Origin of the sequence: Collimonas pratensis (assembly GCF_001584185.1) — a bacterium.
GTDB lineage: Bacteria > Pseudomonadota > Gammaproteobacteria > Burkholderiales > Burkholderiaceae_D > Collimonas > Collimonas pratensis.
Genome location: NZ_CP013234.1, coordinates 636,926 through 655,436 on the forward strand (window position 1 = coordinate 636,926; position 18,511 = coordinate 655,436).

At 56.4% G+C, this 18,511-nt stretch carries 18 protein-coding genes and 1 other RNA gene; 14 read left to right on the forward strand and 5 right to left on the reverse strand.

The features are described 5' to 3' along the window. The first annotated feature begins 68 nt into the window (after nucleotides 1-68). The 5 genes from CPter91_RS02870 to CPter91_RS02890 all read left to right on the forward strand — a co-directional run bounded on the left by CPter91_RS02870 (nucleotide 69) and on the right by CPter91_RS02890 (nucleotide 6,471). Nucleotides 69-2,456, forward strand: a complete 2,388-nt coding sequence (locus tag CPter91_RS02870) for a 3-hydroxyacyl-CoA dehydrogenase/enoyl-CoA hydratase family protein (RefSeq protein ID WP_061936668.1) — start codon at nucleotides 69-71, stop codon at nucleotides 2,454-2,456. A gap of 52 nt (nucleotides 2,457-2,508) precedes the next feature. Beyond that, entirely contained in the window at nucleotides 2,509-2,874 is a 366-nt protein-coding gene (locus tag CPter91_RS02875; RefSeq protein ID WP_061936671.1) for an endonuclease domain-containing protein, read from the forward strand. A 29-nt stretch (nucleotides 2,875-2,903) separates the two neighbouring features. Continuing rightward, nucleotides 2,904-4,100: an acetyl-CoA C-acyltransferase gene (locus CPter91_RS02880; RefSeq protein ID WP_061936674.1), complete on the forward strand. Its 1,197-nt coding sequence runs from the start codon at nucleotides 2,904-2,906 to the stop codon at nucleotides 4,098-4,100. Between the two features lie 270 nt (nucleotides 4,101-4,370). Further along, the gene (locus CPter91_RS02885; RefSeq protein WP_061936677.1) at nucleotides 4,371-5,135 is read left to right on the forward strand and encodes an enoyl-CoA hydratase; all 765 of its coding nucleotides are present in this window, start codon (nucleotides 4,371-4,373) and stop codon (nucleotides 5,133-5,135) included. A gap of 388 nt (nucleotides 5,136-5,523) precedes the next feature. Beyond that, nucleotides 5,524-6,471, forward strand: a complete 948-nt coding sequence (locus CPter91_RS02890) for a hypothetical protein (protein WP_061936681.1) — start codon at nucleotides 5,524-5,526, stop codon at nucleotides 6,469-6,471. Nucleotides 6,472-6,652: 181 nt separating this feature from the next. Here the strand turns inward: CPter91_RS02890 and CPter91_RS02895 are convergent, their stop codons facing one another. After that, the gene (locus tag CPter91_RS02895; RefSeq protein WP_061936684.1) at nucleotides 6,653-7,369 is read right to left on the reverse strand and encodes a hypothetical protein; all 717 of its coding nucleotides are present in this window, start codon (nucleotides 7,367-7,369) and stop codon (nucleotides 6,653-6,655) included. Between the two features lie 327 nt (nucleotides 7,370-7,696). Here CPter91_RS02895 and CPter91_RS02900 point away from each other — a divergent pair, with 327 nt between their 5' ends. The 6 genes from CPter91_RS02900 (at nucleotide 7,697) to CPter91_RS26395 (ending at nucleotide 13,456) form a co-directional block, all read left to right on the forward strand. Next, entirely contained in the window at nucleotides 7,697-7,906 is a 210-nt protein-coding gene (locus tag CPter91_RS02900; protein ID WP_061936687.1) for a SymE family type I addiction module toxin, read from the forward strand. 184 nt (nucleotides 7,907-8,090) lie between these two features. After that, nucleotides 8,091-10,715 carry a type VI secretion system Vgr family protein gene (locus tag CPter91_RS02905; RefSeq protein ID WP_061936690.1) on the forward strand — a complete coding sequence of 875 codons (2,625 nt, stop codon included), beginning with the start codon at nucleotides 8,091-8,093 and terminating at the stop codon, nucleotides 10,713-10,715. Further along, nucleotides 10,702-11,691 (forward strand): hypothetical protein, encoded by a 990-nt coding sequence (locus CPter91_RS02910; protein ID WP_061936694.1) that lies wholly within the window; start codon nucleotides 10,702-10,704, stop codon nucleotides 11,689-11,691. Before CPter91_RS02905 ends, CPter91_RS02910 begins: the two co-directional genes overlap by 14 nt. Then, on the forward strand, nucleotides 11,666-12,319 hold the full coding sequence (locus tag CPter91_RS02915; RefSeq protein ID WP_061936697.1) for a hypothetical protein: 654 nt from the start codon (nucleotides 11,666-11,668) through the stop codon (nucleotides 12,317-12,319). Before CPter91_RS02910 ends, CPter91_RS02915 begins: the two co-directional genes overlap by 26 nt. Beyond that, a complete protein-coding gene (locus CPter91_RS02920; RefSeq protein ID WP_061936700.1) occupies nucleotides 12,316-12,864 on the forward strand; it encodes a hypothetical protein in 549 nt (182 codons plus the stop codon). Before CPter91_RS02915 ends, CPter91_RS02920 begins: the two co-directional genes overlap by 4 nt. Nucleotides 12,865-13,180: 316 nt before the next feature. Continuing rightward, nucleotides 13,181-13,456, forward strand: coding sequence for a hypothetical protein (locus tag CPter91_RS26395; RefSeq protein WP_150119613.1), 276 nt, complete (start codon nucleotides 13,181-13,183; stop codon nucleotides 13,454-13,456). 419 nt (nucleotides 13,457-13,875) lie between these two features. On the opposite strand, the gene CPter91_RS02930 is transcribed toward CPter91_RS26395, so the two are convergent. The 4 genes from CPter91_RS02930 to CPter91_RS02945 form a co-directional block, all read right to left on the reverse strand. Next, nucleotides 13,876-13,995, reverse strand: a complete 120-nt coding sequence (locus CPter91_RS02930) for an entericidin A/B family lipoprotein (protein WP_335340133.1) — start codon at nucleotides 13,993-13,995, stop codon at nucleotides 13,876-13,878. Between the two features lie 99 nt (nucleotides 13,996-14,094). Further along, nucleotides 14,095-14,766 (reverse strand): MarC family protein, encoded by a 672-nt coding sequence (locus CPter91_RS02935; protein ID WP_061936707.1) that lies wholly within the window; start codon nucleotides 14,764-14,766, stop codon nucleotides 14,095-14,097. Nucleotides 14,767-14,904: 138 nt separating this feature from the next. Further along, entirely contained in the window at nucleotides 14,905-15,834 is a 930-nt protein-coding gene (locus tag CPter91_RS02940) for an ornithine cyclodeaminase family protein (protein WP_061936710.1), read from the reverse strand. Nucleotides 15,835-15,853: 19 nt separating this feature from the next. Further along, entirely contained in the window at nucleotides 15,854-17,122 is a 1,269-nt protein-coding gene (locus CPter91_RS02945; RefSeq protein ID WP_061936713.1) for a D-amino acid dehydrogenase, read from the reverse strand. A 28-nt stretch (nucleotides 17,123-17,150) separates the two neighbouring features. Here CPter91_RS02945 and CPter91_RS26400 point away from each other — a divergent pair, with 28 nt between their 5' ends. From CPter91_RS26400 to CPter91_RS02955, 3 genes are all read left to right on the forward strand, one after another. Next, complete coding sequence (locus CPter91_RS26400) at nucleotides 17,151-17,357, forward strand: hypothetical protein (RefSeq protein ID WP_150119614.1); 207 nt, start codon at nucleotides 17,151-17,153, stop codon at nucleotides 17,355-17,357. Between the two features lie 10 nt (nucleotides 17,358-17,367). After that, an RNA gene (rnpB, locus tag CPter91_RS02950) (RNase P RNA component class A) lies at nucleotides 17,368-17,694 on the forward strand. A gap of 132 nt (nucleotides 17,695-17,826) precedes the next feature. Then, nucleotides 17,827-18,381, forward strand: coding sequence for a fasciclin domain-containing protein (locus tag CPter91_RS02955; RefSeq protein ID WP_061936716.1), 555 nt, complete (start codon nucleotides 17,827-17,829; stop codon nucleotides 18,379-18,381). Nucleotides 18,382-18,511 lie beyond the last annotated feature (130 nt).

Below are 18,511 nucleotides of genomic sequence, written 5' to 3' on the forward strand. Positions count from 1 at the left end.
GCCGTAAGGCAGGCCTGGCGCCATCGGCGCGGGCCTGCACTCCCAACAGACTGACCAAGGAGAAACAAGTGTCGAATTTCATCGTTAAAAAAGTCGCCGTCCTCGGCGCCGGCGTGATGGGCGCGCAAATCGCTGCTCACTGCCTGAACGCCAAAGTGCCGGTGGTGCTGTTCGATCTGCCAGCCAAGGAAGGCCCGAAGAACGGCATCGTCCTGCGCGCCATCGAAAACCTGAAGAAGCTCAGCCCTGCGCCTCTGGGCAACAAGGATGACGCATCCCTGATCGAAGTCGCCAACTACGAAGATAACCTGGATGTGCTGGCCGGCTGCGACCTGATCATCGAAGCCATCGCCGAGCGCATGGACTGGAAGCATGACCTGTACAAGAAGGTCGCGCCGCACATTGCACCGAACGCGATTTTCGCTTCCAACACTTCCGGCCTGTCGATCACCGCTCTGTCGGAAGGTTTCGACGCCGAATTGAAAGCACGTTTCTGCGGCGTCCACTTCTTCAACCCGCCGCGCTACATGCACCTGGTGGAATTGATCCCGACCGCGAGCACCAAGCCAGAGATCCTCGATCAGCTGGAAGGCTTCCTGGCGACTACGCTGGGCAAGGGCGTGGTCCGCGCTAAAGATACCCCTAACTTCATCGCTAACCGCGTGGGTGTGTTCGGGATTTTGTCGACGGCTCACCAGGCTGAAAAATTCGGCCTCTCGGTCGATGTCGTCGATGACCTGACCGGCGCCAAGCTGGGCCGCGCCAAGTCGGGTACTTTCCGTACCGCCGACGTCGTTGGCCTGGATACCATGGGTCATGTCATCAAGACCATGCGAGACACCCTGAAGGATGATCCTTTCTACGGCGTGTACGCAACACCGCCGCTGCTGGCCAAGTTGGTCGAAAAAGGTGCGCTGGGTCAAAAAACCGGCGCCGGCTTCTACAAGAAGGTTGGCAAGGACATCCTGCGCATCGATGCCGCCACGGGCGAATACGTGACCGGCGGCGGCAAGGCCGACGAACTGGTGGCGCGTATCCTGAAAGACAAGGATCCGGTCAAGCGCATGAAAACCCTGCGCGAATCGACCAACCCGCAAGCGCAGTTCCTGTGGTCCATCTTCCGCGACGGCTTCCACTACATCGCTGTCCACATGGAATCGATTGCCGACAATGCGCGCGACATCGATTTCGCCATGCGCTGGGGCTTCGGCTGGAGCGTAGGCCCATTCGAAATCTGGCAAGCCGCCGACTGGAAACAGATCGCCGGCTGGGTTAAGGAAGACATCGACGCCGGCAAGGCGCTGTGCAATGCACCGCTGCCTGCCTGGGTATTCGACGGTCGCACCGGCGTGCACGCTGCCGACGGCTCCTACTCGCCAGCGAAGAAAGCCAACGTTGCCCGTTCCACTCTGCCAGTCTACGAGCGCCAGGTATTCCGCGCACCGTTGCTGGGTGAAGGCGTAGCCGACGGTAAGACTGCCGGCACCACCGTCTTCGAAGATGACTCGGTACGCGCATGGCATCAGAACGACGATGTCCTGGTCCTGTCCTTCAAGACCAAGATGCACGTGATCGGACCTGGCGTCATCGCCGGCCTGAACAAGGCAGTCGCCGAAGCAGAAAAGAATTACAAGGGCCTGGTGCTGTGGCACGCGGATGCCGCAGAAGGCGGCGCATTCTCCGCTGGCGCCGACCTGCAATCGATGCTGCCATTGTTCATGTCGGGCGGCGCCAAGGCGATAGAACCGATGGTCGCAGAATTGCAACAAGCCTTCATGGGCCTGAAGTATGCAAGCGTGCCGGTAGTTGCGGCAGTGGCTGGCCTGGCCCTGGGCGGCGGTTGCGAACTGGCGCTGCACACAGCCAAGCGCGTCGCATCGATCGAATCGTATATCGGCCTGGTCGAAGTCGGCGTAGGCCTGATCCCAGCCGGCGGCGGCCTGAAGGAAGCGGCAGTACGCGCAGCCAACGACGCCAAGGGCAACGACATCCTACAATTCCTGAAGACTTCCTTCATGAATGCAGCCACTGCCAACGTCTCGAAATCGGCGCTGCAAGCGCAGAGCATGGGCTATCTGAAAGCCACCGATGTGATCGTGTTCAACGCCTACGAGCTGCTGCACGTGGCCAAGGTTGAAGCGCGCGCCATGTTCGACGCCGGCTACCGTCCACCGCTGAAGGCGCAGATCCCGGTCGTTGGCCGCGACGGCATCGCCACCATCCTGGCGCAACTGGTCAACATGCGCGACGGCGGCTTCATCTCGGCACATGACTACAAACTGGGCCACATGATCGCCAACATCGTTTGCGGTGGCGAAGTCAACGAAGGCAGCATCGTGAATGAACAATGGTTGCTGGACCTGGAGCGCAAAGCGTTCGTCGAACTGCTGAATAACCCCAAGACGCAAGAGCGGATCATGGGGATGATGCAGACCGGTAAGCCAGTGCGTAATTAACGAACAGCTCCCTCCCCTTCAAGGGGAGGGCCGGGGTGGGGATGGGTTAGCAATGCAAGGCCAAACCAAGGCTTTTACGCAACTCGCAGCAAAGCAGTTGAGAAAGACGATGACCGATGCGGAACGCAAGCTTTGGCATCGTCTGCGTGGCCAGCAGCTTGGAGTGAAGTTCCGTCGGCAGCACCCCTTTGGAGATTACGTACTTGATTTTATTTGTGTGGAGCGGTGCCTGGTAATCGAAGTAGACGGCTCACAGCACATTGAGAATCAGGAAGACGAAGAGCGGACCAGGAGATTGCAAATAGCGGGTCTTACGGTTTTGCGTTTTTGGAATAACGAAGTATTGAATGAGACGGAGGTGGTTGTTCAGGCGATCTGGCATGCCTTGAACCCATCCCCACCCCAGCCCTCCCCTTGAAGGGGAGGGAGTCACAAGGAGAATGTGAAATGAGCAAACAACTTCAAGAAGCCTATATCGTTTCGGCTACCCGTACGCCAATCGGCAAGGCGCCGCGCGGCATGTTCAAGAACACCCGCCCGGACGACCTGCTGGTACGCGTCATGCAATCCGCCATGGCGCAAGTGCCTGGCCTGGATCCTAAACTGGTGCAGGACGCCATCATCGGCTGTTCCTTCCCTGAAGGCGCACAAGGCCTGAACATGGCGCGTAACGCCGTGCTGCTGGCCGGTCTGCCGAACACCATCGGCGGCGTTACCGTCAACCGTTACTGCGCATCCGGCATCACCGCCATCGCCATGGCTGCCGACCGCATCCGCGTCGGCGAAGCTGACGTCATGATCGCCGGCGGCGCCGAATCGATGTCGATGGTGCCGATGATGGGTTTCCATCCTTCGGTCAACATGAACGCCTTCAAGGACGAAAACGTCGGCATGGCCTACGGCATGGGCCTGACTGCAGAAAAAGTCGCCCAGCAATGGAAAGTCTCGCGCGAAGCGCAAGACGCCTTCTCGGTCGAATCGCACCGCCGCGCCATCGCCGGCCAGCAAGCTGGCGAGTTCAAGGATGAAACCACCTCCTTCGACATCATCGAGCGCTTCCCCAACCTGGCCACCGGCGAGATCGATCTGAAGAACCGCACCGTCGACCGCGACGAAGGCGCACGCGCCGAGTCGAACATGGAAACGCTGGGCAAGCTGAAGGCAGTGTTCGCCGCCAAAGGCACAGTCACCGCAGGCAACAGCTCGCAAATGTCGGACGGCGCCGGCGCCTTGATCCTGGTCAGCGAAAAAATCCTCAAGGAATTCAACCTGACCCCGCTGGCGCGTTTCGTCTCGTTCGCAGTACGCGGCGTACCGCCGGAAATCATGGGCATCGGTCCTAAGGAAGCGATTCCGGCAGCGCTGCGCGCCGCTGGCCTGACCCAAGACCAGCTGGACTGGATCGAACTCAACGAAGCATTCGCAGCGCAAGCGCTGGCAGTGATCCAGGACCTCGGCCTGGATCCAGCCAAGGTCAACCCGCTGGGCGGCGCCATTGCACTGGGCCACCCGCTGGGCGCAACTGGCGCCATCCGTGCCGCCACTGCGATCCATGGCATCCGCCGCCGCAACCAGAAATACGGCATGGTCACCATGTGCGTTGGCGCCGGCATGGGCGCTGCAGGTATTTTCGAGCGCATGTAGTCGTTTGAACCAGCGTTTGAACCAGCGTTTGAATTAGCAGATTGTCATAAGCAATCGTAAAAAAAACAAAAGAGCCGTGCAGCTATCCTCAGCACGGCTTTTTTGTCTTCCAGTTCGCCACAGGTGCGATAACTGCGTTGCATGGCGCTTGCCGTACTAGCGTACTGTCTGCGCGCCATGCGCCTTGTTGTCGCACCTGTGGCGAACTGGAAGACCGCAGTTTTACGACCTATTCTATCGAACGTGTTGTAGTGATAAATGGAGTACCAGATGGATATTTTGACCAGCAAGGAAAACGGCATCCTGACGATTGAATTCAACCGTCTCGAAAAGAAGAACGCCATCACCGCCGCCATGTACCAGATCATGGTCGACGCCCTGAAAGATGCAGAGACAGACAGCGCAGTGCGCGCCATCCTGTTCCTCGGCAAGCCGCAGATCTTCAGCGCCGGCAACGATCTTGAAGATTTCATGAAGAACCGCCCCACCGGCACCGACAGCCCGGTGTTCCAGTTCCTGTGGCAGATCAGCCATGCCAGCAAGCCGATGGTAGCGGCAGTAGCCGGCGCCGCGGTCGGCATCGGCACCACCCTGCTGATGCATTGCGACCTGGTCTACGCCGCCGACAACGCCCGTTTCTCGATGCCGTTCACGCAGCTCGGCCTGTGCCCGGAAGCCGCCTCCAGCCTGATCTTGCCGCAGATCGCCGGCTATCAGCGCGCAGCAGAAAAACTGCTGTTGGGTGAAGCCTTCACAGCAGAAGAAGCCGCCTCCATGGGCCTGGTCAACAAGGTCTTGCCGGCGGAAGAACTGCTGGCGTTTGCGCAGGCGCAGGCGGCCAAGCTGGTGGCATTGCCGGCGGCGTCTATCCGCATCACCAAGCGTTTGATGAAGGGTGCGCAAACTGCTGAGGTGGAAGCGCGGATGGCGCAAGAGATCGAGCATTTCGGCGCGATGTTGAAGGCGGCTGAGGCGGCTGAGGCGTTTACTGCGTTTTTTGAGCGGCGTAAGCCTGACTTTAGCAAGTTTTGCTGATTGGTGTTTCATCGCAAGCATAACGAGCCCGACGATAAGTCGGGTTTTTTTATGGGTGCTTAGCATGCGCGCGTTTTTACCGGGGTATTTGGCGCCTGGGGTTACTTGTACTATGTGAAGTGAGGTGCAGAGTGTCCGCATGTCAGAATACTGCGTGACGCGGATATCTGTGATCGAATGTCAGGTCAAATCTAGAGCCGTCCACGTTATATTTGATTGGGTCCGGCCAAAACCAGCCAATCGTAAATTTTCTCCATAGTGACCATTCGCGCACGTGTGTTTCGCTGAACCGATAAAAGCGATTCTCGAGGCAGTTGCAGTCACATGTATATCGCAAGCAACCATGTTAAAGTGATGATTGTATATAAAAACAACATCTCCCACACCCATGCCTCAGCCTACTGCCGCCGATATTGCGAAGCTTTGCGACGACTGGTGCGCCGCTACCATGACGGTGGATGGTGGAATGGCCATTGGAGCAAGTACCGAGAAGTTCAGGCTCCTTGCAAACGGAGTGTTGTTTCACGAATTGGATCATGAGTCATTGTGTGCTGCACTCATCGGTCTGTCCAAAGTCCTGCTTCGTCCTGGACTGAACACAATAATTGTTCAGGACCATTTCGGCCTGTGGTCGTGGTGTGGTGAGCTCCTATTGGGCTCGCGTGCTCAGCTGTTTCCACACGACCAATATGAGATCAAGTCTCTGTATGAAACCTGTCTTCATGCAGCTCTCGCTAACTGCAGGAAGCCTGTCGTATTGGAAGAGGAATGGCGGGAACAACATAGAATTCAGGAGCAACAACCGCACCATGCAAAGCAGCTTCTTCAAAAGTCCCAGATCGTGTTGGCGTATTTGGCATTCCCGTTGCTAGAGGCGGTTTTAAAGCGAGCATGCGGGAGTTTCGTGTCTTTTGATGGACAAATTGTTTCGGCCTTCACGGTATTGAACAAGCAGGGCAACCCAAGGTTGTATGAACCACAAGGTGCTTGGCGCGATCGCCAGTGCAGTAGCCTCCGTGATCTGCTCGTTCTACACCATACGCAAGTGGCTGAACCTGACCTAGTAGTGCTCTTGGATCAGTTCAAGAATCACATCGCCGTGCTTGACGGGGCGCAAGATGCTTACGATCTCATATTTGCATGGAGAAATGCGTCGCTTCATGGCTCGACGAATTTTCAAACCATCGGAGGAACGGTACTCAATCTCTCTCTGTTGATTTCTCTGTTCGAGTTTGGAAAGAGCTTCGACCAGCGTCGTTTACAAGCACTCGCCCATTGCCAGCGGGAAGCTCAGACTGGTCACAAAAGCCCATGGTCCTTCTACCCGCCATACTGACCTGTACCTACTCGTTTATCCTAGCGGATCGCCATAGCGTTCGCTGAATTTAAACTTTAAATATCTGCGTTACCTTAACCGCCGCTTACGGGGTGTTTCCTGACAGAGATGCGTAAAAAATATTGGCTAAAATCTGAGGCTAGACGCATAAAGAGAAGCGAGTGATCACAATATTAACTCCTCATTTCCCTAGCAGCTCCAGAGAATGATTCCATTCCACAGCCCACGCACACAAAAAATCATGCCCATTAAAAGCTCTTTTCAGCTGCGATATAGGCACCCGATACACATCGTTTAATCCCAGCGCCAAAGTAACCGGATTCCACACGGCCTTGTTCTTGGCCCTTTTAGCGCTGCCTTTAACCCTCGCACCTTCATCGCCGAATATGCCGCCGCCCTCGCTAAGGGCCTGCGCCAGATCAATTTTCACCAGACTGGAAAACGCCATCAGCACTTGATCTTTGTTGATGCCGGTCTGCGACTCCATCGCCGCTTCAATCTTGACTGGCTGGGATTTGGCCTCGGCTGCGCGCTTCAGCTTGCCTGGCATGCGCTCCAGATCCTTTTTCAGGAAACGCAACTCATGCAAAGTCCTGCGAAATCCCGGCGGCTTGAGTTGCGCCACGATCTTGTAGACGTCTTTGGTGATAGTGATGAGCACATCTTCGCTTCCGGCCGCGAGCCGTCTGGTGTCGCCTTCGAAAAAGATCGGCGCCGCATAACCGCCGTTGGCGTCGCCGAAGAGTTCTGGATAGTCGGCGTCATAGTCCAGCCAGACGTACGGGATCAAGCCGTTTTCTATCAGCCGCGCCAATGTCCATGGCTCGCCGGTTTGCTGCGCAAGCCAGTGGCAGGCCTGCTCAGTGCTTGCCCGAAAAGGTAGTTCGATGTGCGTCATTTTTCTTTCTTTCACATGCCAGCGTCAATGCCGGCGTTGCTTCGGGCATCTGAGGATAAGCGCCAGGCTCTCCTCACATTATGTTTTTTCTTAAATATCGATTGAGCGCGTTTTAATTGCTGCGTATTTTTTTGACGATGCTAATGTAATGCATGCTGGGTTTGCATCGTTGCACAGGAAAAGATTGTCCCTGGATGATGAGGTGAACACAGTGCTTGCACCTTGCCTGCGCAGCATTGGCGGGCAAAGCAAGAAGCGCGGCGCGAGGATGCTACCAACATCAACGCGCCGCTAACCACAAACAACTAAAGTGAACTGGAGTTGAATATGGCTAAGCGCAATCATACGCGAGACCTCCGCACGCCCACAACCGATGATCCGTCGCAACGGCTCACCGTTTCTTTCTACCAAGACGACAATCCCGACGCACTCTGGATCAAGCTAAGCGGGGCCGGTCTCAAGCAAACCGGCTTTGCACCGCAAGCATCTGTCCGCGTCAGGATCATGACGGGCTGTCCGATCATTACCAGCAACTGAGATCCGTATCCGCACGAAATCTGACGACAAGACTACGCCACCTCTCGATCGCATATCGATTTGGTTTGGGAGGCGGTTCTTTTGTTTTCATGAAGCCCTCCTCTGAATGTTATTTATTGTCATTTGCATAATATTATTTTGTATGCTAAAAAGACATCATAAAATAGCTGGGGCGAGAAGAATTATGGGGCATACACAGGTCTTTCTGGAGGCACTACGATCAGGCGGTAATCGACAGCACAACAGGATTCTTCGCTTATCGTTCCCCCACAATGATGGTCCGCAGGCCCAGCTCTTGGTTAATAAACTCGACGCGGTGGAGAGCCTGTCGCGGGACTTTTCATTCATTATTGAGCTGTTGTCGGATACCCCTGATCTCGCGCTCAAGGACTTGCAGGGCAAGCTGTTCAGCGTAGAGCTTGTTCGTGGTGACGGCAGCCTCAGATTTTTCTCAGGTTTTTGCTTCGAGTTCAGTTTGCTCCGTACCGATGGCGGAATTTCCTTCTATCAGGCCAAATTGGGGCCGTGGCTGCAGTACCTGCGCCTGCGCACCGACAACTACATTTTTCACGGCAAGACCCTTCGAGAACAGCTGGAAATCATCTTCGCTGATTACGGCACGTTGCCATCCTGGGACTTCCAGGTCAGCGGCGAAGACGCCGCAATGACCGACGCGACTCAGTTCGGCGAAAGCGATTATAACTACATCCATCGACGCCTCGAATTTCGCGGAATTTTTTATCGCTACGCGCATACTGACCAGGGCCACAAGCTGGTCATCATGAATGACTCGACCCGGGCCGAGCCGATCGACGGCGGCCCGGAGATCAAGTTCCAGCGCCATGGCGGCGCCACCGAAGAAGACGGCATCGGCGAATTTTCATCGACGCGCCAAATTGTCCCCAGCAGCGTCACGCTGGGGGGATTCAACTTCAAGAATCCGAAGCCATTCAGCGCTGGCGTGCCAACCCTTAACAGGCAAGGCAATGTGCTCAGCACCGAGGTATATGAATATGTGGGCGCCTATGGAGCCAAGAATGTCCAGGACGCAGATACCCAGGCCCGGCTGCGCATGGAAGAGATCGAGGCGATCGGCAAGCATTTTGAAGCGGTCGGCAACAACCGCTTCGTTATTCCCGGCTGCTGGTTCCATCTGACTAATCACTTTGGTTTCAACCTGTTTGCCAGCCATGAAGAGGCCGCCAAGAACGAGTTCCTGATTGTCTCCGTGCATCATGTGGCGACCAATAATTATCTGCAGGAAGCCACCGAACAAGCCGGCTACAGCAATACCTTCACCTGCATCCGCAAAGCCATCCCCTGGCGGCCGGGGCGCGGCTTCAACAGCGTCGATACCAAGATCAACTACCCGCAAACCGCCACGGTGGTGGGGCCAAATGGCCAGGGGCCTGTGTTTACAGATGAATATGGACGCGTGCGTATCCAGTTCCACTGGGACCGCGTCGGCACCAACGATGAAAAGAGTTCCGCCTTCGTTCGTGCGGCCAGTCCCTGGGCCGGCGCCGAACTGGGCGCCCAAGCGATCCATCGGGTCGGTTCAGAAGTGCTGGTCATGTATCTGGACGGCAATCCTGACCGGCCGATTATCATCGGCAGCGTCTACAACCAGCGTAACATGCCGCCGTGGAAGCTGGCCACCCAGCAGTCGCTGATGGGCTTCCGCAGCCGCGAACTGACGCCTGACGGCGGCAATCAGCCAAGGGGGCGCTCGAATCACGTCATCCTCGATGATTCTAATAAAAGCATACAGGCCCAAATCCGAAGCGATGCCCAACACTCGCAGTTGAGTTTGGGCCAGATCACCCGCATCGAAGACAACGCCGGGCGGAAGGACGCGAGAGGTGACGGCTGGGAGCTGAGGTCAGATGGTCACGGAGTGGCACGCTCGGCCAAGGGCATGCTGATCACCACTGAGGCCCGCCCTGGCGCCGCCGCCCATATGACCGACATGGGAGAGACGATACAGCGCCTTACCTCAGCGCGTGACCAGCACGAAACGCTCGCCGACCTGGCGCAGCAGGCCGGCGCGCAGGAAAAGGACGGCCAGCAAGCCGATATCGCTAAAACCCTGAAGACGCAAAATGACGAAATCAAGGGTGGCAGCACCGAGGAAGGCAAGTTCCCTGAATTCTCGAAACCGCACCTGGTGGCGTCCAGCCCGGCCGGCATCGAGACCACCACCAGCGGCAGCACCCATATTGCCAGCGGCGATCACACCGCCATTACCACCGGCAAGAGCCTGTCGATCGCCAGCGGCGACAGCCTGTTTGCCAGCATCCGCAAGGCCTTCCTTCTGTTCGTGCACATGGCGGGGATGAAGCTGATTGCAGCGGCCGGTAACATCGACATACAGGCGCTGACGGACAGCATCAACATCCTTGCCAAGCTCAACATCACGCAAACCGGCAACCGCATCACCATCACCGCTAAGGAAGAGCTGGTGCTCAATGGCGGCGGCAGCTACGCCAAATACAACGCAGCTGGCATAGAACAAGGGACGAATGGCGCCTATGTGGCTCACGCCGCTTCCGTCAGCTTCGTAGGGCCGAATACTTTACCTGTGCCGCCCATGAATTTGCCCATCGTGGATGGCTTTGACGAACAGTTCAGACTTACGGATGAACAAGATAATGCGCTGCCAAACGCAGCCTATACCATCCGTAGTTCATGTGGGAAAATATGGCAAGGAATCAGTGATGCTGATGGACTCACGCAAAGAGTTTTTACCGAAAAACCTACCTCGCTGGCTGTTGAAATTCTAAAGGGAAAATCAAATGACCACGCATAAAAAGGGACACAAGACGGCCGGAGCAACCAATAAAACCAAGAACTCGCTTGTCAAGGTCGTTGTGAAACCAGACGACGCCGGCGAATGGGTCAAGCCGAATACTCTGGATAAATTTTATATTGATGACGAAGCTAATTTCCCTACTATTGTGTTCGAGATAAAAACAGACGCCCCTGGCCCCTACAAGTGGAGTTGGGCTATGTCGTGGGATGCACATGTCAGCGGTCTAAGAGAAAAAGCACGCGGCAAGAAGGTCGCCACTTTTTCAGATAGGGGGGACTTCACGCAAGCAGGGAAAAGCTGGGATGCAAAAACTATAAATAAAGTCATTGGAGGCACGCTAACAGTGACCGTGGAAGCCGGAGAGGAAAAATTCAGGCGCACTGTCACAGTTTTAGCACAGCAGCCCAGCGCGGAGAAAATAAAGGCATATCTTGCGGCTAGAAAAGCATCCGCATTGGAGAAGTTATTGGCCCAAGAATCAAGATTCAAACACTTGATCTTGGCAGATAGCGAGCCTGTTGTTGCCGGCGACAGCGGATATGGGGCTGCCCAACTAACAAAACCTATCCCTCAATATCAACAAATCTGGAGCTGGAAGGAAAATATTGACGCGGCAATCAAATTGATTGACGACAAAAAGCAAATTGCTAAAGATTGGTTAAGCCGTCATGGCACCTATACTCAAGACATGCTTGATACCGAAACCATTTCCCTTTGGAACGGCGGGCATTATTATCAATGGTATGCAACGCCTGCCCCTGGCCGTTGGGATCGAGATAAAAAAATTCTTTGCGATACAAAAACAGGAAATATCGGCTGGGATACCTCCGCCGAAGCAAATAAAGACACAACTGAAAACGACCTACGTGATCGAGACAAGGATGAATACAATAAAATGAAGAAGGGGCAGACCAAAGAACATCCATGGACATATTCAGGAGTTTGCTATGCAGATCATATCCTCGGTAATTAAGCGGCTATGCTTGTTTCTCGTAACTGCACTGCTTGTGGGGAGTGTTCACGCAACGCCGGCTGCAAATGGCGACATGCTGGAAAAATATAGGCAGGCATTTAAAAATTCGGCCTATCCAATCAAGTACATCTTTGTTGACGCTAATGGAGAAAATAGAGACGGATCATGCTGTAGTTCCGATGTACCAAAAAAGATTTACATGGTGAATATTTTAGCAAAGGAATCGTCTGAATTCATTTACTCGCCGGAAGTCAATCGCTTGATCAAGCAGGATTTTGAAATAACGATAGACGACAAATCTATAATTTCCATGCCTAAAGCAGATTATCTTATTCTGAGAATGTCGAGGCCTCCAGAATACAATCCCAAATCGGCTGGTTGTGCTGCCGGAATGGGTGAAGACCGAGCGTATTTGATTGCGATAAAGAATAACGGGATCAGTGTGCTTAACCGAAACTTCTTCAACTGCTCCGGCTCGTACAGGATGGTCCATGTCAATGGGCAACCTGGCTACGAAATTCGAGATTATAAAAAGGGCTCCGATCAAGCTCAGTCCGTGCTGTATATCCTTCAAGATGGGCAATTGGTAAGAAAAGAAAATGGTCCGTATAAGGAAGCAGCGCAATGACCGCTCTTACAGAACTTGATTACGACAGCACGCTTGATGACCTGGTAAGAGCGGTGCTGTACTCTTTCGCGATGAACGACTACGATGGCGAGGACTCGGTCGCTCTGAGGAGCATTGCCGCCTCTGATATTTTTGACGATGTAAAAACCGAAGTAGTGAATGAAGCTCTCGCCACTATTCAGCAGGCAGGCTTGATTGCCTGGAATGAAGAGCAAATCGGGCGGATTGGCCTGACAGCAGTGGGTATCGCTAAATTTCAATTGGTACGCAACGATTTTTTCGATGATGAAGAAAATGAACTGCTGAGAAATCGCCTTGTTGCCATCAACATTTCCGATCTTCAAAAATCGCAAACGTACCAGTCGCTCAAAAGGAAATTTTCTGGCCTCGCGGTGCTATCCGGCCAAATGTGCCCACAATCTGGTCGGTGGCAAGCGCAGCGGCTATCACATAAAACAATCGCTGTTGAACAAGGCGAACTTCTACCCTACCCAAAGTTTGACCATGCCGGCAATCAGGTGATTTGGCATTTGCTACTTACATAATCTAGTGCGCGTCGCGCATGAAATTTCTTTAGGTAAAAAGTTGATTACATCCATTGCAAGTCGAAAACTAAGGCCACCACTGCGCTCCGCATTGCAAGCGGCGATGGACGACATGGACGCCCAGGGGAATTACTTTTCCTATGCTGTGTGCCGCACGTATGACGGCCAAGCGCGTGGGAAGTGAACACCAAACATGGCGTCATCTACAGTGTTCTTGAAGGCCGCTATAGTGACCATGACGAGGCGATCAAGACCGGCGCGGCATGGTTGCCGGCCATTGAGAGCGAACGCACAATTTGACAGTTACGGGAAAAGAATGAATAAGGCGAAATTGGCAGGTTGCTTTTTGTTTGGCTTAGTGGCCGCTTTAGCAGGCTGCACGAAGAAAGTTGAGAATGTAAGCACTGACAAGGTTTTAAAGAATAATGTTATTGAAGTTCATCCAAAGACTGTTCGTAAAGATTCTGACATTGATTCTTGTGTGCGTAACTGGATTGCCGCTTACAGGCGTGAAAAAGAGAGCGACGACCCCATTAACGCAGACCAGATAGAAGAATGGAAAAAAGCGTGCGAAGAAGGAGAAAATCCATGAATAGATACCTGGCTCATTAGGGGTTAAACGCAGCATGCGCAGGCTGGCTTACCAAACGGCGATACGCTGCGCCGCAATCGATGCAGCGATGGAATTCCTTGCAGGCCCACCCGCAATAAATCAAATCGTTACCGCCTATCCGAACCTTGCTATCGGCGGCATCCCGCTTGTGTCACAGGATTGGCTGACAGAATGCGGGCGCAACCGATCGCAAGCGTGCGCGCTTTTGCTGGCTAGTCGAAAAGATAAATGCGGGGCGATGGTGGCATATGCGACCTGCATCAGTCGCCCAAATTGGGAAGAGAATTTTTGTCAGAGTCTGGATGACGATGGAGACTATATGCTGCTAAGTATTGCTGCAACGGGAACGGCAAGGAGCGACCAATAACACCGCCCGCTCCATGCCAATCTACCCAGAATTACATTTTCTTCTGCACATCCTGCGCAGCATCCTGCACCTTTTCACCGCCGGTCTGCACGTCCTTACCCACGCCCGCTACCGTATTGCAAGCGGATATTGCGCCGAACATGCCGAACATTGCTGCGATAACCATGACTTTCTTGATCATTTTGTGATCTCCGTGTGGGTTGGTGAGGCAATAATATTATCATCAGCGCCCGCTTTGTCCACGCTTAAATCAATGCGCTTGCCATATCATCAAGAGGCCACTGATGCCGTCCCACAGGATCTGCACGCCGATGCAGAGCAGGATGAAGGAGGTCATGCGCTGCATGACAGTGGTGCCGGTGTCGCCCAGCAGGCGGATTAGTACTCCGGCAAAGCGGTTGCTGAGGTAGACCGCCAGCGCTGCCAGCGCCAGGCCGACCACGGCGGCTACCAGCGATAGCGGCAGAGGTACGTTGGGCACGCGCACGCCGGCGCCGAGGGTGATGGCGACCGAGATCGAACCGGGGCCTACGGTGAGCGGAAACGCCAGCGGGTAGAACGCTTTTTTGGAGGCCAGTTCCTCGGTCCAGAGCGATTCCGGCACCGCTTCACCTTTCGGCATTTCGTCGGAGTTCAGCATTTTCCAGGAGGTGGCCACCACCAGCAGGCCGCCGGCGACCTTCACCACCGGCAGGGACAAGCCGAAGAAGGCCAGTACGTGGGTGCCGATGAACATGCCGCCCACCAGCAGCAGGAAGGAATTGATGGCGACCCGCCGCGCCAGCGAATTGCGGGTGGCGTCGGAGGCGGTGATGGTGAGCGAGTGGAAGATCGGGGCGCCGCCGGGCGGGTTCATGATCGGCAGCAGCGCTGCCAGCACAAAGAGCACCGTCTTCATGAAGCTGAGTAAGTGGAATTCCATGGGGGCCGGTCGTCGGTAATCGTGCATTGACTGCCGCCGGCGATTTTATCGCCGGCGGCAGTGAGAGCCCGATTCTAGACCGCCGTCCTGGCGGCGGCAAGTCATGTCACGCTGGCCGGCGCGTAGGAATGATCCGGCTTACCAGCCGAAACGTTCGCAGGCGCGGCGGTAGACCAGGCCGGACAGGGCAATGTCTTCGACGCCGACGCCGATGGCTTTGTAGATCACCAGGTCGTCCGGCTGGCGCCGGTAGCTGCTGCTGCCGTCGACGATTTGTCCCAGTTCCCATACCTGCGTCCAGTCGAAGGTGCCTGGCTGGCACAGCAGCAGGTCGCCGGCTTCCTGCTGGGCCTGCGGCTTCCATTCCACCACCAGCGCATTGGCGCGGGCAATGGCGCGGTCATCGAGTTCGCGCAGGTTGCCTTTGCTGGCGCCGACGGCGGCGACGAAAGCGCCTGGTTTGAGCAGATCGCCGGAGAACAGCGGTTCGGCTGAGCGAGTCACGGTCACCACCACGTCGCCTGACTGCGCTGCTTCATCGATGCTGACGGCGCGCGCCGGCACGCCGGTCTGCTGGGTGATCTGTTCGGCGAACTGCTGCTGGCCGCTGCGGCCGGCGATCAGGATTTCCTTGAACTGGCGCACCGCCAGCAGGGCCGGCACATGCGAGTGTCCCTGGACGCCGGTGCCGATTACCGACAACGTGGCGGCATCCTGGTTAGCCAGATGGTCGGCGGCGACGGCGGTGGCGGCCGCGGTGCGCAGGCCGGTCATGGTGTCGGATTCAATCGTCGCCAGCGGCCGGCCGTCTTCAGTGGAAAACAGTACGGTGACGAAATGGAATTTGCCGTTGACGGTGGTGTAGACCTTGTAGCCGGCGATGCCGGCGGCGGGCAGCAGGGCGCCCATGCTGGACATCATCAGCGGGCCCTTGCTGCCGGCGGCGCTGGTGCGCATGCGCGCTTGCTGGGCGCCCTGGCCTATGCCCTGGAAGGCCTGGCGCATGGCGTCGATTGCATCGCTGGTGTTGATCAGTTCGGCGACTTGCTGGTTGGTGATGAGTTTCATGTTTGTCCTCGACTGCAGGTTAGGAGTGATAGGCAAAGGGACTGGCGTCGATGGTTGTAGCCTTGCCGGCGATCAGTTGCGCCAGCAGGCTCGCGCTGCCGTGCGCGAGGGTCCAACCTAGGCTGCCGTGGCCGACGTTCAGGTACAGCTTCTTCAACGGCGAGGCGCCGACGATGGGCACGCCGCTGGGCGTCGCCGGCCGAAATCCGGTCCATGGCGACAGGGCGGCGCTGTCCGCCAGGTCGGCGCAGCCGGGAAACAGTTCGCCGACGCCGCGCTTCAGTTCGTCGATGGCGGCGGCCGGGATGCTGCGATCCATGCCGACCAGTTCCACCCTGCCGGCGACGCGCAGGCGGTCGCCGAGCCTGGCGTAGACGATTTTCTTGGCGAGGTCGGTGATCGATACTTGCGGCGCCGCGGCCTGATGGCTGGCGTCGTGCAAGGGCACGGTGATGCTGTAACCCTTGAGCGGATACAGCGGCAGCGAGAAGCCGGCCTGGCGCGCAAAGCCGGCGCTGTCGGCGCCGAGCGCCAGCACGAAGGCTTCGGCTTCGATTTTTTCTGCGCCGGCATGCACTGCGCGCAATGCGCCGTCGCGCATTTCCAGCTTGCCGATGCGTTGCGAATGGGCGAAGCGGAAGCCTGGCTGTTGCGCCATGGCCGCCACCAGTTGCTGGCAGAATTTGGCGCAGTCGCCGGCTTCTTCGCTCGGCGTGTAGACGCCGCCGACCCAGTCGCGTTTGGCGCCGGCCAGCGCCGGTTCGATCTGCAGGCAGCGGTCATGGTCGATGATCTCTTGCTGGCAGCCGTGCTGCGCCTGGAATGCGATTTGCCGGCGCGCGCCTTCCAGGCCCTTGGCGTGGCTGTACAGCACCAGCTTGCCGGCGGTGCGGTGCTGGAAATCGAGCGGGACGGCGGCAGTTAGCTGCCGCAACTGGTCGCGGCTGAAGGAAGACAGCTGCAGCAGGTCGATAGTGGTCTGGCGCACCCGCTTGCTGTTGCAGGCGCCGAGGAACTTGAGCAGCCAGCGCCATTGCGCCGTATCCATTTTCGGCCGCAGGGTCAGCGGCGAATCGGCGCTCAACAGGTATTCCGGCCAGTGCGTCCACACCGAGGGATCGGCCAGTGGCGCCACGTAGGAGTAGCTCAGCTGCGCGCCGTTGCCGAGGCTGGTCTGGCTGCCGGGCTGCGCCGCCGCATCGACCAGGGTCACCGTATGGCCGGCCTCCAGCAGACGGTAGGCGGAAGTTACGCCGATGATGCCGGCGCCGAGTACGCAGATGTGCATGGGTGCTGTCCTGTTGCGCAAGGTTTGAATGATGTCGCAGGCCGCCGCGCTGTCGATGCGTAAGGCGCGTTTTGCACTGCAATATTTCCTGGATACTATACGTAGGCGCAGCGCTTCTGTCTCATGCCAATTTGGCATCGCCGTGCAGCATGAATTGGCGCAAATCGCCGTCCTTCATCAAATAATAGCGAAATATCAGCATGCCATCGGCGGGACCGGCCGCGCATTGCGGTAGAATGCCGCCTGAAGTAAGCCAAGACAGCCGCTGGCTGGCGCTGCAAGGCGCCGGCGGGAGGAAGGTCCGGACTCCATAGAGCAGGGTGACGGTTAACGGCCGTCCGCCGCGAGGCGAGGAATAGGGCCACAGAGACGAGCGTATTAAGTTACGGTGAAACGCGGTAACCTCCACCCGGAGCAATCTCAAATAGGCACGCGTTGATGTTGCTCGCGGAGCGTGCGGGTAGAGAGCTTGAGCGCTGGAGCAATCCAGCGCCTAGAGGAATGGCTGTCATAACGCGAGGGCGCAAGCCTGAACGTCGTAACAGAATCCGGCCTATCGGCTTACTTCACTTCTTCCGGCAATGCAGTTTTTGCATCGCCATCTTGTTGCATGATTTTTTTTGAATCCGGCGAATCCAGTTTCGGCGCAGTTGCGTATATCACTGTGCAGGCTCCGAAACTGACTCTCATTCTAAGGAATCATCATGCGCAAACTTACCTATGCTTTGACTTTGTCCGCCGCTTTGATCGCCGCCAGCGCGGCCCATGCAGAAGACACCGTGATGGTGGGCGGCCAAAGCATGTACCCCAGCAAGGACATCGTCGACAACGCTGTCAATTCGGCCGACCATACCACCCTGGTGGCAGCGGTCAAAGCCGCCGGCCTGGTCGATACCCTCAAGGGCAAGGGCCCATTCACTGTCTTCGCGCCAACCAATGCCGCCTTCGCCAAGCTCCCGGCCGGCACGGTGGAAACCCTGGTCAAGCCTGAAAACAAGGCAACCCTGACCAAGATCCTGACCTACCACGTGGTGCCGGGCCGCTATGGCTATGCCAAGCTGGAAAGCGAAATCAAGAAGGGCGGCGGCAAGGCTGAACTGGCGACCGCCAGCGGCGGCAAGCTGACTTTCATGCAGAATGGGCCTCATAACATCTACGTGGTCGACGACGGCGGCCATATTGCCAACATCAGCACCTATGACGTCAATCAGTCGAACGGCGTGATCAACGTCATCGATACCGTGCTGCTGCCTAAATAGGCAAGGCGGAGCGGCCGGATTCAAACGTTTTCAGTGGCAGCGAGTTGGGCGACGGCATTCTCCCCGTCGCCCTTTTTTCGTCCAAACGGGTTGGGTGACGTTTACGTTAACGTCAATTATTGCTATTCTG

Bases quoted from the DNA above. Each gene is read 5' to 3' on its own strand.
- CPter91_RS02920 (WP_061936700.1), top strand. From the start codon at position 12,316: ATGACCGCTCTTACAGAACTTGATTACGACAGCACGCTTGATGACCTG.
- CPter91_RS26395 (WP_150119613.1), top strand. From the start codon at position 13,181: ATGAATAAGGCGAAATTGGCAGGTTGCTTTTTGTTTGGCTTAGTGGCC.
- CPter91_RS02930 (WP_335340133.1), bottom strand. From the start codon at position 13,995: ATGTTCGGCATGTTCGGCGCAATATCCGCTTGCAATACGGTAGCGGGC.
- CPter91_RS02955 (WP_061936716.1), top strand. From the start codon at position 17,827: ATGCGCAAACTTACCTATGCTTTGACTTTGTCCGCCGCTTTGATCGCC.
- CPter91_RS02895 (WP_061936684.1), bottom strand. From the start codon at position 7,369: ATGACGCACATCGAACTACCTTTTCGGGCAAGCACTGAGCAGGCCTGC.
- CPter91_RS02915 (WP_061936697.1), top strand. From the start codon at position 11,666: ATGCAGATCATATCCTCGGTAATTAAGCGGCTATGCTTGTTTCTCGTA.
- CPter91_RS26400 (WP_150119614.1), top strand. From the start codon at position 17,151: ATGATGTCGCAGGCCGCCGCGCTGTCGATGCGTAAGGCGCGTTTTGCA.
- CPter91_RS02885 (WP_061936677.1), top strand. From the start codon at position 4,371: ATGGATATTTTGACCAGCAAGGAAAACGGCATCCTGACGATTGAATTC.
- CPter91_RS02905 (WP_061936690.1), top strand. From the start codon at position 8,091: ATGGGGCATACACAGGTCTTTCTGGAGGCACTACGATCAGGCGGTAAT.
- CPter91_RS02875 (WP_061936671.1), top strand. From the start codon at position 2,509: ATGCAAGGCCAAACCAAGGCTTTTACGCAACTCGCAGCAAAGCAGTTG.
- CPter91_RS02900 (WP_061936687.1), top strand. From the start codon at position 7,697: ATGGCTAAGCGCAATCATACGCGAGACCTCCGCACGCCCACAACCGAT.
- CPter91_RS02935 (WP_061936707.1), bottom strand. From the start codon at position 14,766: ATGGAATTCCACTTACTCAGCTTCATGAAGACGGTGCTCTTTGTGCTG.
- CPter91_RS02890 (WP_061936681.1), top strand. From the start codon at position 5,524: ATGCCTCAGCCTACTGCCGCCGATATTGCGAAGCTTTGCGACGACTGG.
- CPter91_RS02945 (WP_061936713.1), bottom strand. From the start codon at position 17,122: ATGCACATCTGCGTACTCGGCGCCGGCATCATCGGCGTAACTTCCGCC.
- CPter91_RS02910 (WP_061936694.1), top strand. From the start codon at position 10,702: ATGACCACGCATAAAAAGGGACACAAGACGGCCGGAGCAACCAATAAA.
- CPter91_RS02880 (WP_061936674.1), top strand. From the start codon at position 2,904: ATGAGCAAACAACTTCAAGAAGCCTATATCGTTTCGGCTACCCGTACG.
- CPter91_RS02940 (WP_061936710.1), bottom strand. From the start codon at position 15,834: ATGAAACTCATCACCAACCAGCAAGTCGCCGAACTGATCAACACCAGC.